Below are 16,745 nucleotides of genomic sequence, written 5' to 3'. Positions count from 1 at the left end.
ACATTTACTTTTCTGGATTGCATTGTATAATTATTAGACGAGGGGGATATAATATGCAAAAAAGTGCAACTTTATTAAAATTTTTAATTCCATCGTTCATTGGAATCTTCATGTTCCTGTTCCCGTTAAACATAGATGGAGAGATGACGATTCCCGTGGCTTTTCTAGCCGGTCTGATCAATGACACTTTAGGTGCGGGTACCATAGTATTGATCGTGGTCATCATTATTTGTCTGTCTGCAATTTTAACTATTGTATTCAGCTGGATACATAAACCTGAATCAGAAACTTTGAATTCACTGTTCTCAGTGAATCCGGTCTGGACGATTATCAGACTGTTCGGTGCAATATTTGCTGTAATGGCCTATTTAACACTTGGTCCGGAGGCAATCAATTCCGACGTCACCGGCGGTATGCTTTTGAATGATCTGCTGCCGACACTGCTGACGGTTTTTCTATTTGCGGGGCTGCTGCTGCCGCTGCTTCTGAACTACGGCCTGCTGGAATTCATAGGCGCCATTTTTTCCAAAGTAATGCGTCCATTGTTTACATTGCCCGGGCGTTCAACAGTTGACAATCTGGCCTCCTGGGTCGGCGATGGTACTGTCGGTGTTCTGCTGACAAGCAAACAATATGAAGATGGCTATTACTCAGAGCGGGAAGCTTCAGTCATAGCAACCACTTTCTCAGTCGTTTCCATTACGTTTTCGATCGTTGTACTGGAAATGATCGGCCTGATGAATTACTTTGGCTGGTTTTATTTTACGATAATAGTCGCCGGTATTATTGCAGCTCTTATCATGCCAAGAATTCCGCCTTTATCCATGATCAAGGATAATTATTTTGATGAAGCAGAGTCTTTGGATGAAACAATACCTAAAGGATACAACCCGTTTTCGTGGGGCTATCAGACAGCTTTAAATCGCGCGGAAAAAGCTGACGATGTGAGTGGATTCCTGAAAGAAGGCTTAAAGACAATCGGTGAAATGTGGTTTGCCGTTCTGCCGATTGTGATGGCCATCGGTACACTGGGAACAATTCTCGCCGAATATACACCTCTGTTTACATGGATCGGTGCGCCATTTGTTCCTATCCTGGAACTGATGGGCATCCCTGAAGCAGCAGCCGCTTCAGAAACCCTCTTCATCGGGTTTACAGATATGTTCTTACCATCAATCCTGATCGAAGGTGTATCTTCAGATATGACAAGGTTCATCATTGGTGCATTGAGCATTACCCAATTGATTTATCTGTCTGAAGTCGGCGGTGTCATACTTGGTTCTAAAATTCCGGTCGGTATCGGAAAGCTTCTGATTATCTTCCTGCTGAGAACAGCAATTACGCTGCCGGTGATTACTGTGATTGCCCAATTTATTTTTTAACTGTTTGATAAAAATGATCCCCTGGGATCATTTTTATTTTCATATCAATCATTTTCCAATTTCAGTATTTGCCTCTATAATAGAAAAAAGTAAGGAATGAGGCAGAGAGGTGGATTGAAATGTGTCTAATTAATTTTCAATTGGGCAACCACAGCAAATATAAGCTGATTATCGCAGCGAACAGGGATGAAGAATACGAACGGCCAACAGAACCTGCCGGATTCTGGCGGGATGATCAGCATGTCTTAGCCGGCCGTGATCTGAGGGGAATGGGTACCTGGCTCGGTATTACTAAAAATGGCCGCATTGCAGCATTGACCAACATACGTAACCAGGATGAAATACTCAAAACGAACATGCGTACACGCGGTCAGCTGGTCAGCGGTTTTCTCACCAGTCATTTGGATGCCCAGTCGTATCTGAAGGAAGTGCAAAAAGATATCGATGAATACTCCGGATTCAATCTTATTGCAGGCAGCAGTGATACTCTTTTGTACCTGAACAATTATGATAAAGAAATTGTGCAGATCGATAATGGCATCCATGGACTGAGCAATCATCATCTTGACACCCCTTGGCCGAAAGTTGAAAAAGGGAAAGAACGATTAAGCGAAATCACCCGCCGGGAGGAATTTGATATCGAATCATTGTTCGCTATGCTGCAAGATGAGAAACTGGCTGACAGAGATCAGTTACCTGATACAGGATTGTCGCAGGATCTTGAGAAAAATCTCTCTCCAATGTTCATTAATATGGATAAATACGGTACGAGATGTTCAACTGTTGTGACAATCGATAAGGAAAATAATGTGCAATTCATAGAAAGAACTTACGAACAGGGTAAGTTTATCGGAGAGGAAAATCATCATTTTACGATAAATTAAACGCTTTTTTTCTGAAGCGTTTAATTTTTGTTCCTCATCCCCCCCTTCTTTGGAAATGATTCATATTTTCATCAGTTCGTGAAGCACTGCCGCTTGAATCATCGCCTTCAAAGAACACGTCCTCGAAAAACCCGATCGCTTTTTCACCCAGCAAATGATAGTATTCATTGAAAAGTTCAGCAGCATGATATCCGAGCCATTCTTCAGACATCAATTCAGCCGGGAGTCCCGGCTCTGTGAATAAAAACTTACGGTATTCATGGGTCAGCATGGCTCTTTTGACAAAACATTGAATTTATATGAAAAAAATTTTATTATATAAAAATAGTATGAAAATTCTAACAATAGTTCAAGTGATCATAAAAAAAGCGACCGCAAGGCCGCTGAATAATATGTGCATTAAATTAATTGTATTGAATCATGTGATATTTTTTCTTCCCTCTGCGAATCACTGTAAATTCACCGTCAATTTTATCTTTTTCTGTCAGTTCGTAGTTTACCTCCTGCTGCCGTTCACCATTGATATATATCGCCCCGTTTTTGATATCTTCCCTTGCCTGTCGTCTCGATGGTGAAACTTCTGTATCTACAAGCAGCTTCACCAGATTTAAATCCGAGTCTCTGTAAGTTGCTGACGGCACATCTTTAAAAGCATCCTTAAGCTGTTCTGAAGACAATTCTTTAATATCACCGGAGAACAGGGCCTCTGAGATTTTTTGGGCTTCAAGGAGTGCTTCCTTGCCATGAATAAATTCTGTGATTTCTTCAGCAAGACGTCTTTGGGCTCTCCTTAAATGTGGTTCATTCTGAAGCGATGATTCCAATGTTTCAATTTCCTCTTTTTTCAGGAAAGTAAACAGCTTCAGGAATTTAACCACATCGGCATCGCTCTGATTGATCCAGAACTGATAGAATTCATAAGGTGATGTAAGGTTTCTGTCCAGCCAGACATTACCGGATTCTGTTTTGCCGAATTTTTTACCATCCGCTTTCGTCACAAGCGGAATCGTTATGCCTTCCGCCTGTGTATCCCCGTACATTCTTCTCATCAGATCCAGACCGCTGGTGATATTCCCCCATTGATCCGAGCCGCCTATCTGCATCTTGCAGTTATAGTATTTGTTCAGATGACCGAAATCGATCGCCTGCAAAATTGTATAAGTGAATTCTGTATATGATATTCCTGATTCCAGACGGGATTGGATAGCATCTTTGCCCAGCATGTAGTTCAGACTGACGTGTTTGCCGTAGTCCCGCAGGAAACTGATTAAACTGATATCTTGCAGCCAGTTTTTGTTATTCACCATGATTGCACCATTTTCATCAGAGAAATCAAAAATTTGTTCCATCTGCCGTTTGATGCCCTGAACATTCTGATCGATCTGTACCTCAGTCTGAAGCGAGCGTTCTTCACTCTTAAATGAAGGGTCCCCGATCATCCCCGTGCCTCCGCCAATCAGTACGATAGGCCGGTGACCGTATTCCTGGAACCTTCTCATGGTTAAGAAAGGCACCAGGTGGCCAATGTGCAGACTTTCCGCTGTGGGGTCCGCCCCACAATATAATGACAGCTGTTCATTATCAAGAAGCTTTGATATATTTTCTTCATCCGTCATCTGGTAAATAATTCCCCGGTACTTCAAATCATCGATTAATGCATTCATTTATATTCCCCCTATTAATATGAAAAAAGCACCCTCACTTTACCAGTAAGGGTGCTTTTACACGGTACCACCATACATTTAACTCATATACAGGCAATACGCTGCCTCTGCGACCGGACTTTCCCCCGCAGTGTATTCGCAAAGGGATGTTCACTGATTTTCACCATCCATCAGCTCTCTGTATCACACCTGACCCGCTACTTCTCTGCAGTCCGATTACTATTAATTTAAAAGTATAATACAATTTTTATTGTGAAAAGTCAAGCATATGTCACTTTACGATAATATTCACTTTATCATATAATGATAAAACCTGTATATCCAACGCTTTGGATTATACATGAAATGCAGGGTGAGACAGCATGTTTATTCATTAACTCCACTGCTTATTTCTGTGTTATAATGACCGATGATAGGAGGTCCACATGAAGAATAACGGTTTTATTACGAATATTAAAAAAATATTTTCCCGGAACGCTGAAGAAAATGCTGAGAAGGATAAGCTCACAGGATCTTCATTCCGTGAAAAATTAAATAACGCTGGCAGGCGTTTTAAAAATGCGGGGGCACCAGTGAAAGTTTCTTTTTTTACAGCCTACGACACCATCTGGAATGTCATTTTATTCTTACTGCTTTCATTCACGCTTATCGGAATTCTTGTTTTGAGTGTCGGCTTAGGTTATTTTGCTGCACTGGTTAACGATGAGGAAATCCAGCCCGCTGAGGAAGTGAGAACATCCCTGACAGAAATGACAGAAAGTACCTCTGTTGCTTTTGGTACCGATGAGTCACTCGGCACTTTGAGAGCTGACCTGATTCGTGAAAGAGTAAATTATGATGAGGTTTCACCTCATGTTATTGATGCGGTAGTTGCTACAGAAGATGAAAACTTTTACGACCATAATGGTGTGGTACCAAAAGCATTTCTGCGAGCCACCCTGCAGCAGTTTGCCGGCAGTGGATCTAATACCGGCGGCAGTACGCTGACTCAGCAGCTGGTTAAAAATCAGCTGCTGACCAATGAGACAACGTTTGACCGGAAAGCGACTGAAATACTTCTCGCGTTCAGAGTTGAAAAATTACTTAGCAAAGATGAAATCATGTCGGCCTACTTGAATGCTGTGTCATTCGGCAGAAATGCGAATGGACAGAATATTGCAGGTATACAATCCGCTGCAGAAGGTGTCTTTGGCAAGGATGCCAGCGAATTGAACCTTGCCGAAAGTGCATTTCTTGCAGGCATGCCCCAAAATCCATATGCATATACCCCATTCATGCAAGGCGGCGAGGTCAAGAATGAAGAGGGACTTCAAGCCGGCAGGAACAGACAGCTTTTCGTTTTGGAACGCATGCTTATTGAAAATACAATTACCCAGGAAGAGTATGATCAGGCAGTCGACTATGACATTTATAACAATTTGACTGACAGTGTCACTGTGCCGAATCAAAACTATCCGTTCCTGACAGAAGAGGTGGAAAGACGCAGCGTTGATATCCTCAAATATCATCTTGCGGAAGAAGAAGGTGTGGCCCGCGAAGATGTCGATAATACACCATTGCTCAATCAGGAATACACCCAGAAGGCAAACGAAGCACTGCGTAATGAAGGCTATCATATAGATACAACGATCCATAAAGACATATATGATACGATGCAGGATGTTAAAAATGATTCGAGTTCCTATTACGGTGAGAGAAGTGTTGGAGATGCAACGGATGCAACAGAAGAAGATATGCAAAGCGATGAGACATTGCAGCATGAAATGGGCGCCATGTTAAAAGACAACGAATCCGGACGGATTCTTGGTTTCATAGGCGGCAGAGACCATGATGAATCTTCAATCAACCATGCAACCCAGACATCAAGACAATCAGGCTCAACGATGAAACCGTTAATTACTTACGGTCCTGCGCTGGATCAGGGATTAATCGCACCAGATACTGTACTGCTTGATGAAATCTTTACAATACCGAATCAGTATAATCCAGATGAATCATACAGTCCCAGAAACTACGATGTGGATGAAGAATACGGATTAGTCTCTGCAAAACATGCATTGAGCAATTCATATAACCTGAGTACGCTCAGATTATGGTCACAGGTCAGGGAGAACAATCCACAGCAATATTTCCAAGATATGGGTATACCGCTCTCTGACAACTCGTATTCGGACGAGAATACACTAAACCCATCACTGCCGCTCGGTACGAATAATATGTCTGTTGAAGACAACGTGAACGCATTTTCCACATTCGGCAACAGCGGTGATATGGCAGAGAGTTATATGATTGAATCCATTACAAGTCCCGATGGTGAAGTCATCTATGAACATGAAAATGAGACAAACGAAGTTTTCAAAGATTCAACCGCATACCTTATGAGTGATATGCTTCAGGAATCCTTTGTAACAGGTTCTGCATACTATATCAGTGACTATTACAACAGTGTCAACGACACGTACGACTGGTCAGCCAAAACCGGTACGTCGAACAATTTCCACGACTCATGGTTTATGGGTTACAATCCTAAAGTGACACTTGGCGTATGGATGGGTTACGACAGACAGATTCCCCAGGTGTCAAGTCAGGATGAGGAACAGCACCACCAAATTTATAACTGGAGAAATATGGCATCTGCACTCAGTAACACCGCTCCTGAAGAAATGGGGGCAAACCAGTCATTCTCAAGGCCGGATTCAGTGAGAGAAGTTGAATACTGCGCACTGACCATGGAAACAGAATCTGATTGTGAAGAAGATCTGGATGATCCTATTGAAGGACTGGTTGCAGAAGATACGCAGCTGACGGACAAGGACAGTTTAGATGATTCGGCGATTCAAAACAGGATGGGAGCGCCGTTTGACTCTGAACTCAGCAGCTCAGACCTTGAAGGAACAGTAACAAACAGCTATGATGACAGATATTCAGTCGGTGATAGTGACAGCAGCGATGAGGACTCAGAATCCGATTCAGATTCCGATTCAGATTCAGATTCAGATTCAGATTCAGATTCGGATTCTGATGATGATGATGATGACAGCAACTAGATAAAAAATCGAGCCGGGTTTCCGGCTCGATTTTTTGCTTTAATTTATTATTTTAGAACAATCCTTGTGAATTGCCTTCTGCATCCACATCCATCTTAACAGCAGAGGGTGTCTTAGGCAGACCGGGCATGGTCATGATATCACCTGTAAGTGCTATGACAAAGCCTGCTCCGGTCTTGGGGATTACTTCTTTTACAGAGACCTTAAATCCTGAAGGTCTGCCCAGCAGGGAGGGGTCATCACTAAGTGAATACTGGGTTTTAGCCATGCAAACCGGGTAGTCTCCCCAGCCGTTATTTTCAATATCAGCCAGCTGCTTTGTTGCTTTATCTGTGAAATCTACCCCATCTCCACCGTATACTTCTGTGACAATTTTTTCGATTTTTTGATCGACAGGCAGGAAATTTTCATACAGATAATGGAAGTTTTGTTTTGTATCAAGTACTTCAAGCACCTGCTCTGCAAGATCAACACCGCCTGCACCGCCATGTTCCCAGACTTTAGTCAGTGCAACACGGACATCATGCGCCCGGCACCAATCGAGCACATAATTTCTTTCATCATCATCATCAGTGACGAAGTCATTTAGTGCGATGATTGGTTCCACGCCGAATTTACGTGCGTTTTCAATATGTTTTTCCAGATTTGTAATACCCGTTTTCAGCGCTTCTACATTTTTGTCCCCAAGATCTCCTTTCGCCACACCGCCATTCATCTTAAGTGCACGAATTGTAGCTACAAGAACGATTGCATCCGGTTCAAAACCACCTTTTCTGGCTTTAATATCCATGAATTTTTCACCGCCTAAATCAGAACCGAAGCCGCATTCCGTAACGACAATATCTGAAAGTTTCCTCGCAGTGTTTGTTGCTATCAATGAGTTGCATCCATGGGCAATATTGGCAAACGGCCCCCCGTGGACAAGCGCGGGGGTGCCTTCCATTGTCTGTACCAGATTAGGTTTTATCGCTTCCTTAAGCAGCAGTGCAAGCGCACCTTCGACTTCAAGCTGGCCGACAGTGACAGGTTCTTTATCGTAAGTATAGCCAAAAACGATGTCTGCAAGCTTTTTCTTCAGATCAGCGATATCATTGGAAAGACAGAGTACCGCCATGATTTCACTTGCTACAGTAATATCGAATCCGTCTTCCCTTGGAACACCGCGCGAAACACCGCCAAGTCCGACAACAACTTGTCTCAGTGCACGGTCATTCATATCCATCACACGTTTCCATGTGACTCTGCGGGGGTCAATACCCAGCTGATTGCCCTGATGAATGTGGTTATCGATAAATGCGGCCAGTGCATTGTTTGCAGTGGTAATTGCGTGCAGGTCACCATTAAAATGCAGGTTGATTTCTTCCATTGGAAGCACCTGTGAGCGGCCGCCGCCGGTTGCCCCTCCTTTTATCCCCATTACAGGACCAAGTGAGGGTTCACGGAGTGCTACCATGACATTTTTTTCGAGCTTGTTGAATGCATCGGCAAGCCCTACTGTACATGTGGATTTGCCTTCGCCGGCCGGCGTCGGATTCATCGCAGAGACAAGTACAACCTTCGATTCCTTTTCATTGCCTTCAATCTGGTTTATGTCTACTTTGGCTTTGTAATTGCCGTACATTTCAACTGCATCCCGGGAGATACCCGCTTTATCCGCAATATTCTGGATGGGCTGCATAGTTGTCTGTGCAGCGATTTCCTGATCAGTTAAATGTGCCATAATGTCATCTCCTATACTTTTAATTATTTAAAAGAAAACACAATCTCATGCCTATTATAAAATACTTATAAAATCTATGCCCCCATCGTAACAATGGAGGCACTTTTAATATTAATTGTCATCCATTGATGACAAGTCTCCAGCAGGCAGCTCAAGCTCCCACGCCTTTAATACACGTCTCATAATTTTTCCGCTTCTTGTTTTCGGCAATTTGTCTTTAAAATCAATTTCCTTCGGAGCTACATGTCCCGCCAGACCTTCTTTGACAAATTTTCTGATTTCTTCTTTCAGTTCATCCGTGGGTTCATAACCTTCACCGACAGCAATGAATGCTTTAACGATTTCCCCGCGTACAGGATCGGGCTTACCGATGACACCCGCCTCCTGAACTGCAGGATGTTCAACGAGTTTGGATTCGATTTCAAACGGACCGACCCGTTCACCGGCTGTCATGATCACATCATCCACACGTCCCTGGAACCAATAATATCCATCTTCATCTTTATAGGCGGAATCGCCCGATACATACCAATCACCGATAAAGTAGGAATTATATTTTTCCTCATTATTCCATATCGTACGCATCATGCCCGGCCATCCCTTTTTCAGCGCAAGGTTACCCATCCGATTGGGCGGCAGTTCGTTACCTTCGTCATCAACAATTGCCGCCTCGGTACCGGGAATTGGTTTCCCCATGGAGCCGGCTTTAATATCCATTGAAGGGAGGTTGACAATCATGTGGCCGCCTGTTTCAGTCATCCACCATGTATCATGAATTCTTAAGTTGAATACTTTCATCCCCCATTTAACCACTTCCGGGTTTAATGGCTCGCCGACTGAAAGGATGTGGCGCAGGCTTGATAAATCATAGTCTTTGACAATTTCATCTCCTGCGCCCATCAGCATGCGCAATGCTGTCGGAGCAGTATACCATACGGTAACATTCAAGTCTTGCAGCGCACCGTACCATGCTTCTGGAGAGAATCTGCCGCCGACGACAACATTTGTCACTCCATTCAGCCATGGTGAAAATATACCGTAGGCCGTACCGGTCACCCATCCAGGATCTGCTGTGCACCAATAGACGTCATCTTCTTTTAAATCCAGCACATATTTACCTGTAATATATTGCTGGACCATCGCATACTGAACATTCAGCACACCTTTCGGCTGTCCCGTTGAACCGCTTGTATAGTGAAGAATCATGCCATCTTCCTTATCAAGCCACTCAATATCGAACGCATCAGATGCCTGCTCCATACTTTTATCGAAGTCAATATGCCTGTCATCGGCACCATCACCGACAACGACTACTTTTTCAAGGCTTGGCAGATCATCGAGCGGAATACGGGGCAGCAAATCGGGTGTCGTAACAATGACTTTGGCATCACTGTTTTCCAGGCGGTCTTTAACAGCCTTCTCCATAAATGCTTCAAATAACGGCCCCACAATGGCCCCGATCTTGAGTGCGCCAAGCAGAGCAAAGTATAATTCCGGGCTCCGGGACATAAAAATGAATACACGGTCGCCTTTTTCAACAGCGGCTTCATCTTTCAAGACATTAGCCGCTTTATTAGAAAACGCTTTTAAATCTTTGTATGTGTATGAAGATACATTGTCCCCGTTTTTATAGTGGAGAGCCATTTTGTCTCCCAGCCCTTTTTCAACGTGCTTATCGATCGCTTCATAAGCCATGTTGAACTTACCGGTCTCATACCAGGAAAAGTTTTTTTCAACTTCCGCCCAATCAAAATTTTTAACAGCTTCCTCATAATTTTTTAGATTAGGATTCTGATCTGTTGCTTCATAAAGTTCTACCTTCATAAATATAACTCCCCTTTTGTATTTTCTCTTTACATTGTTTATTATATAATAATGGTGAGCCACTTTTCAAAATATTTAAACGAAATATCCAGGAGGGCTTCTATTGCGTCATATAAAAACTTATTTTAAAGAGAAATACGATACAAATGGCCAGACTTTCGTCATAGAAGGACCGCTGTCAGGAAGTGAGCTTGAAAAACTGACTTATGATGAAGGGCTTGACGCTTTCAGACCGCCACGGGATCAATTTGAAGCAATCATAGAAATAGCCGATCTTGAAGAAGGAAGAATTATAATCGTCAGGACAGACAGCCACATTGTTGGTTATGTTACTTTCCTTCATCCTGATCCGCTGGAACGATGGTCTGACGGCAGCCTTCCCTATATCATGGAACTCGGTGCTGTGGAAGTCAGCCTTGATTACCGCAGTTACGGCCTTGGTAAAAAAATGCTCCAGCATGCAATGAAAGATGACTTCGTTGAAAATTATATTATTATCACAACTGAGTACTACTGGCATTGGGATTTAAAAAACAGCGGTCTTGATGTTTACGAATATAAAGAATTGATGATCAGACTGATGGCCTTCAGCGGCTTCGAAGTCTTTCAGACCAATGACCCGGAGATTACCGGGCATCCTGCCAACACACTGATGGCCAGAATTGGCAGGCACATTACTAATGACCAGATGATTGAATTCGATAAAATTCGGTTTAAAAACAGATTTTTCTTTTAATATTAGGGAGGAATTCAGATGCTCGTCGAAAGAATTATGACTTCACCGGTGCGTGTACTGACTCCGGAACATACGATTGAAGATGCGATGAATATGATGAGCAAGCACTCATTTCGGCATATACCGATTATAAATACGTCACAAAAGCTGGCCGGCATCATCTCCGACCGGGACATCAAACTGACACTGCCCTCAATGCTTTCAGATGAAGATCCGGATTTTAATTTGAAAGTTCCATTATCACAGATCATGAGAACACGTGTTACCTACTGTCATCCGCTCGATTTTGTGGAGGAGATCGCACTGGATTTTTATCATTATGCAATCGGTGCAATACCAGTCATCAGAAACAGTCAAATTGTGGGGATAGTAACCCAGAAAGATATGCTGAATACTTATCTGGAACTTACAGGAATCACCGAACCGGGATCTATTATAGAGATAAATATCGAAGACCGCACAGGCGTGATTCATGATATCGGCAAAGTATTCAAGGATTTGAATATTAAAATTATCAGTATATCTGTCTACAGGGATAAGGAGAAAAAAGGGTATAAGACAATTGTCCTGAGGGTGCAGGCGATGAATCCGGCAAAAGCAATCGAAAAATTAAATGAAAAAGGGTTTACTGTGGTGAACCCAATGTCTGCGGAACCATGAAAAAGCCGTTATTTGTCTACGACGATTCATTGCTTAAATACCGCTTTAACTCCACCCACCCTTTCAATCAGATGAGACTCAAAATGACGACCGATTTGTTGAAATCTTCAGGGTTCCTCGATGACAGCAGTATTATACAACCGAGACCGGCAAGCGACGAAGAACTGATGCTTGTTCATAAACCGGATTTTATCGAAGGGGTTAAACTGGCCGGAAAAGGCAGCCTCCCACCGGAAAAGATGGAAAGCTATGGTTTGAACACTGAAGATACTCCAGCTTTTGATCATATGCATGAAAAAAGTAAAATGCTGGTCGGTGCGACATTAAGTGCTGTGGATGCTGTAATGGAGGGCCGTGCAGACAAAGCCCTGAGTCTGGCCGGCGGCCTGCATCATGGTTTTAGCGGCAGAGCCAGCGGGTTTTGTATTTATAATGACTCCGCTGTAGCTATCGAATATCTGCGCACCAAATATAATCAGCGGGTGATGTATGTAGATACTGATGCGCATCATGGAGACGGGGTGCAGTGGATTTTCTATGATACTAATCAGGTGATGACTTATTCCATCCATGAAACCGGAAGGTACCTTTTCCCGGGTACAGGCAGTGTAACCGAGCGTGGAACGGAGAGTGGCTTCGGATTTGCAGTCAATATCCCGATAGACGCGTTTACAGAGGATGAATCTTTCATCCAATCGTTCAAAGCGAGCCTGTCAGCTGCAATTGAAAAATTCAAACCTGATATCATTATCAGCCAGAACGGAGTTGATTCACACTACAGAGATCCCATGACACATCTTGCACTCACTTCAAGATCTTACGAAGAAATACCAAGATTCGTTGCTCAGATGGCGGATAAATATACGCAGGGAAAATGGATTGCTGTAGGGGGCGGGGGATACAATATATGGCAGGTCCCCCGTCTCTGGTCACAAATCTGGTTCAGCATGATTGGTGAAGCGCCGCCAAGAGGCCGGCTTCCGGAAGAATTCATCTATCAATATGAAGACAGATGTCCGGTCGATTTTCCTTATGACTGGGAGGACGATCTAAATGATTATAAAGAAATCCCCCGTCGTCATGAAATCAATGAAAAAAATCAGAGCACCTTGGACAGGGCAATTATGCATATAGAGAGTTAGAAGCCGGATCACAAATGTGATCCGGCTTCTAACTTTTATCGTGTCGTTTTCCGATACTCAATTTTATAAGGCAGAATAACGTTCGCTTCATCCACTGTTTCTTCTTTCATGTACTTTGTCAACAGCCTCATCCCCACTGCACCAATATCATACAGCGGCAGTGCAATACTGGATAACGACGGTCTGACCATATCTACAAGCCTTGTGTTGCTGCAGCTCAATATCTGAATATCCCCCGGTATATCCAACCCATAATCCGACGCGCTATGCATAATACCGATGGCTGTTTCATCACTCATCGTAATCACTGCTTCCGCCTTATGAGTATCAATTTTTTCAAATATGTCTTTTCCTGACTGGTAATCCGGTCCGGTCGTCAGCACAAGGCTGTCTGAATCATTTTGTTTATTATATTTGTAAGCTGCTTTGATCCCTTCTTCTATATGTTGTTCCAGCTGCTCAGAATAAGACGCTTTGACAAATGCAATCCTTGATATGCCCGTTTTGAGAAACTTATCGGCTACTTCCCTGATCGCTTCGAAATAATCGATATTCACCGAGGGCAGATTTTTATCCTTCTCACTTGTACCACAGATAACAACCGGTACATGTGACTCTTTGATATCAGTAAGCGTTTCTTCATTTAAAGTGCCGCCAAGAAAAACCACACCATCCACCTGTGTACTTACAAGGCTTAGAAATGAATCCCTTTCTTTTTCTGGATTATTCTCGGTATTTGTGATTATTGTCTGGTAATCATACATTTCTGCAATATCATCCAAACCTCGCGCCAATGATGAATAATAAAGATTGGATATATCTGGTATGATTACTCCGATTGTTGTTGTTTTTTTACTCGCAAGACCGCGTGCAACGGCATTAGGTCTGTAGTTCAGTCTTTCAATTACATCTTTTACTTTTTTTCGAGTTTCAGGCTTCACATTTGGATTACCATTCAAGACTCTTGATACTGTGGCCATTGAAACCTTTGCTTCTCTGGCAACATCATATATTGTAACTGTCATATTGCACCCCCGCCATTCCTAATGGAAACGCTTTTTGTATAATAATAACATGAATTAATGAATTTCGACATCATTAATTATGCTTTGCTAATTGTATATAGGAAAAGTGTCTTTTCGCCAAACCTTGAGGGCGAAAGCCTTAATTGCATTTATGCAAGATAAGACACTTGTTTCAAAAAAAATCTAACCGCATGAGACATGCGGTTAGATTTAGGAATATGCTATTCCTTTTTCTCATCATCTTTCTCTGCATACTTGGCCATGTCTATTGTTCTTGGGTCATCTGTATATTCTTCCTGAACTTCTTCCTGAATTGCTTCTTTTTGAGCTTCCATGTCCGTTTTATCAATCGATTTAATGCGGTTTTTCTCTTCTAACTCACTTTTTTTAGCAGTCACTTCGCCCTGTTTTTCTTTCAATTTAGTGCGCAGTTCCTCCGTCTTCTCTTTAGCTCTCTCTTTGATTGTGGCATCGCTGTCCTCACTGCTGAAGTTTTTAGAGAATCTATCTGCCTGGTCTGTAATGTCATCCCTTAAATCATCACCTGATTTAGGCGCCAGCAAAAGCCCTCCGATGGTACCGAAGAGCAGCCCGATTGCAAGACCTATTGAAAAGTCTCTCCCGGTCGTCTGATGAATCTGTTCTTCATATTCCTCTACGCCATGCAGATGCCGATCCCGATTGTAAGTTTCCATAATTGAAGACCTCCTATCGCTTACTGTTGTTAATTCCGGCGTTTATACGATCTTCATCCAGATTGTTTTCCCTGCTTACAGATCTGTTTACTTCCTCTGGAAGGTTTTCAGAACCAGTTTCTTCTGATGCCTGCGTATTTCCTGTATATGCTTTGTTACGCTTCTGTCTCATTTGCCATTTATCTGCAACTTCCATGGCAACGTTTGACCACTGGACTACCTGTGAAATTTTTTCTTCATTTTGTGAAATATTATAAGTGATAGAATTTGTTACTCTATCGACAGATTCGTTCAGTGTGGAAACTGAATTTCCGATTCCCTGTATTGCATCAACCACAGAGTTCAATTTCGCTGATTTCCCCTGTACATCTTCTGCAAGCCGGTTGGACTTATGCAGCAAGTCTGTGGATTCCCTGGTAATCCCTTGTATCTGACCCTCAACACCATCCAGTGTCTTCGCTACATGGTCCAGGTTCTTTTTAACCGAAAACAGTACAACTGCTAATGCTATAGCCAAAATAAGTAATGCCAATGCAGCAACACCTGCGGCAATGTATAAAATTATTTGCCAATCCATTCTAACGCCTCCATCAATTTTCTGTTTTGTTTTCACTCTATAAAATAACCCTAATTTGCAGTTGGTAAACATCGGTATCTGGAATCAGGAAAGCAGCTCTGTAAAACGTTTCTCATATTTCTGAATATCACCGGCACCCATAAATATTATTACAGCGCCTGCATGACTATTCAGTCTGCTCAGCTCCGCTTCATAAAGCAGTTCAGAACCTGGTATCAGACTCACAAGATCATCGCTTGACAGATCGCCGGATTCTTCTCGTGCCGAGCCGAATATATCAACGATATAAGCTTTATCGGATTCTGCCAGCGCCGCTGCAAAATCTTCTAAGAATTTTTCTGTCCGTGAAAAAGTGTGCGGCTGGAAAACTGAGACAATCTCCCTGCCGTCATATTTTTTTCTCGCAGTTTCAAGCGTCGCTTTAATTTCTCTTGGATGATGCGCATAATCGTCAACAAGCACCATATCATTGACGAAAGTTTCGCTGAATCTGCGTTTTACGCCTCCGAAAGTGACAAATGCATTTTTAATGTTATCCATATCCAGTTGTTCCAGATAACAGATCGTAATGACTGCCAGAGAATTCAGAACATGATGATCACCAAACATCGGAATAGTAAAACGATCCAGATATTCTCCCATGACAATGACATCAAAATGCGTACCTTCTCCGGTTGTGTCGATATTTACCGCCTGTACGTCATCAGTGCTGCCCAGTCCGTAAAACCAGACAGGCAGATCAAGATTCATCTGCCTTGAATATTCATCGCCGCCATAGGCGATTACAGCCTTGTTTACCTGAGCTGCCATTTCGGTAAAAGCCGTGACAACATCAGTAATATCCTTAAAATAATCGGGATGATCAAAATCGATGTTTGTAATGATTGCATAATCGGGATGATAACTTAAAAAATGCCTCTTATACTCACATGATTCAAAGGCGAAATAATTACTCGCTTCAAGTCCAAAACCAGTGCCGTCTCCAATGAGGAATGTCGTATCCACATCCCCATTCATTACATGGCTGAGCAGACCGGTGGTTGATGTTTTTCCGTGTGTACCTGTAACTGCGATAGATGTATACCGGCTCATGAAATTCGACAGGAATATATGATACCTGACTACGGGAAATCCTAAATCCCTTGCCCTTTTAATCTCAATATGGTCATCATCAAAAGCATTTCCAGCAATGTAAGTAAAACCCTCCGTTATATTTTCTTCATCAAAAGGCAGTATTTTAATACCTTTGTCCCTGAGCTGGTGTTCTGTAAAAACTTCCTTATTGATATCAGAACCCCGAACCTCATGCCCCAGGTCATGAAGCACTTGGGCAAGCGCGCTCATGCCGGCACCTTTTATCCCTATAAAATGATACTTTTCCACCTAATC

The 16,745-nt window shown here is 42.7% G+C and carries 14 protein-coding genes; 6 read left to right on the top strand and 8 right to left on the bottom strand.

Features of this window, described 5'->3' with window-relative positions:
• Positions 1 to 53: 53 nt before the first annotated feature.
• Positions 54 to 1,382, top strand: a complete 1,329-nt coding sequence (locus tag G343_RS0107370; protein WP_020007487.1) for a YjiH family protein — start codon at positions 54 to 56, stop codon at positions 1,380 to 1,382.
• Between the two features lie 119 nt (positions 1,383 to 1,501).
• A complete protein-coding gene (locus G343_RS0107365) occupies positions 1,502 to 2,266 on the top strand; it encodes an NRDE family protein (protein ID WP_020007486.1) in 765 nt (254 codons plus the stop codon).
• A gap of 34 nt (positions 2,267 to 2,300) precedes the next feature.
• On the opposite strand, the gene G343_RS0107360 is transcribed toward G343_RS0107365, so the two are convergent.
• Both G343_RS0107360 and tyrS read right to left on the bottom strand, forming a co-directional pair.
• Positions 2,301 to 2,561: a PaaX family transcriptional regulator C-terminal domain-containing protein gene (locus G343_RS0107360; RefSeq protein WP_342662106.1), complete on the bottom strand. Its 261-nt coding sequence runs from the start codon at positions 2,559 to 2,561 to the stop codon at positions 2,301 to 2,303.
• Positions 2,562 to 2,670: 109 nt separating this feature from the next.
• Positions 2,671 to 3,930 carry a tyrosine--tRNA ligase gene (gene tyrS, locus G343_RS0107355; RefSeq protein ID WP_020007484.1) on the bottom strand — a complete coding sequence of 420 codons (1,260 nt, stop codon included), beginning with the start codon at positions 3,928 to 3,930 and terminating at the stop codon, positions 2,671 to 2,673.
• A 425-nt stretch (positions 3,931 to 4,355) separates the two neighbouring features.
• On the opposite strand from tyrS, the gene G343_RS0107350 reads away from it, so the two are divergent.
• Complete coding sequence (locus tag G343_RS0107350; RefSeq protein ID WP_020007483.1) at positions 4,356 to 6,977, top strand: transglycosylase domain-containing protein; 2,622 nt, start codon at positions 4,356 to 4,358, stop codon at positions 6,975 to 6,977.
• A gap of 52 nt (positions 6,978 to 7,029) precedes the next feature.
• Here G343_RS0107350 and G343_RS0107345 read toward each other — a convergent pair whose 3' ends face one another.
• Together G343_RS0107345 and acsA are read right to left on the bottom strand one after the other, a co-directional pair.
• Positions 7,030 to 8,697, bottom strand: a complete 1,668-nt coding sequence (locus G343_RS0107345; RefSeq protein ID WP_020007482.1) for a formate--tetrahydrofolate ligase — start codon at positions 8,695 to 8,697, stop codon at positions 7,030 to 7,032.
• Positions 8,698 to 8,808: 111 nt separating this feature from the next.
• Complete coding sequence (acsA, locus tag G343_RS0107340) at positions 8,809 to 10,521, bottom strand: acetate--CoA ligase (protein ID WP_020007481.1); 1,713 nt, start codon at positions 10,519 to 10,521, stop codon at positions 8,809 to 8,811.
• 103 nt (positions 10,522 to 10,624) lie between these two features.
• Here acsA and G343_RS0107335 point away from each other — a divergent pair, with 103 nt between their 5' ends.
• Genes G343_RS0107335 through G343_RS0107325 form a run of 3 tightly spaced genes read left to right on the top strand, consistent with a single transcriptional unit; the run spans position 10,625 to position 13,059 of the window.
• The gene (locus G343_RS0107335) at positions 10,625 to 11,257 is read left to right on the top strand and encodes a GNAT family N-acetyltransferase (RefSeq protein ID WP_020007480.1); all 633 of its coding nucleotides are present in this window, start codon (positions 10,625 to 10,627) and stop codon (positions 11,255 to 11,257) included.
• Between the two features lie 18 nt (positions 11,258 to 11,275).
• Positions 11,276 to 11,917 (top strand): CBS and ACT domain-containing protein, encoded by a 642-nt coding sequence (locus G343_RS0107330; protein WP_020007479.1) that lies wholly within the window; start codon positions 11,276 to 11,278, stop codon positions 11,915 to 11,917.
• A complete protein-coding gene (locus tag G343_RS0107325; protein WP_020007478.1) occupies positions 11,914 to 13,059 on the top strand; it encodes an acetoin utilization protein AcuC in 1,146 nt (381 codons plus the stop codon). The genes G343_RS0107330 and G343_RS0107325 overlap by 4 nt, the downstream gene beginning before the upstream one ends.
• Positions 13,060 to 13,094: 35 nt before the next feature.
• On the opposite strand, the gene ccpA is transcribed toward G343_RS0107325, so the two are convergent.
• The 4 genes from ccpA to murC all read right to left on the bottom strand — a co-directional run bounded on the left by ccpA (position 13,095) and on the right by murC (position 16,739).
• Positions 13,095 to 14,084 carry a catabolite control protein A gene (gene ccpA / locus G343_RS0107320; protein WP_020007477.1) on the bottom strand — a complete coding sequence of 330 codons (990 nt, stop codon included), beginning with the start codon at positions 14,082 to 14,084 and terminating at the stop codon, positions 13,095 to 13,097.
• Positions 14,085 to 14,305: 221 nt separating this feature from the next.
• Positions 14,306 to 14,779: a YtxH domain-containing protein gene (locus G343_RS0107315; RefSeq protein ID WP_020007476.1), complete on the bottom strand. Its 474-nt coding sequence runs from the start codon at positions 14,777 to 14,779 to the stop codon at positions 14,306 to 14,308.
• A gap of 13 nt (positions 14,780 to 14,792) precedes the next feature.
• Positions 14,793 to 15,356, bottom strand: coding sequence for a DUF948 domain-containing protein (locus G343_RS0107310; RefSeq protein WP_020007475.1), 564 nt, complete (start codon positions 15,354 to 15,356; stop codon positions 14,793 to 14,795).
• Between the two features lie 84 nt (positions 15,357 to 15,440).
• The gene (gene murC, locus G343_RS0107305; protein WP_020007474.1) at positions 15,441 to 16,739 is read right to left on the bottom strand and encodes a UDP-N-acetylmuramate--L-alanine ligase; all 1,299 of its coding nucleotides are present in this window, start codon (positions 16,737 to 16,739) and stop codon (positions 15,441 to 15,443) included.
• Positions 16,740 to 16,745 lie beyond the last annotated feature (6 nt).

It is taken from the genome of Salinicoccus albus DSM 19776 (genome assembly GCF_000385175.1).
GTDB lineage: Bacteria > Bacillota > Bacilli > Staphylococcales > Salinicoccaceae > Salinicoccus > Salinicoccus albus.
This window is presented reverse-complemented; position numbering and strand designations above follow the sequence as displayed.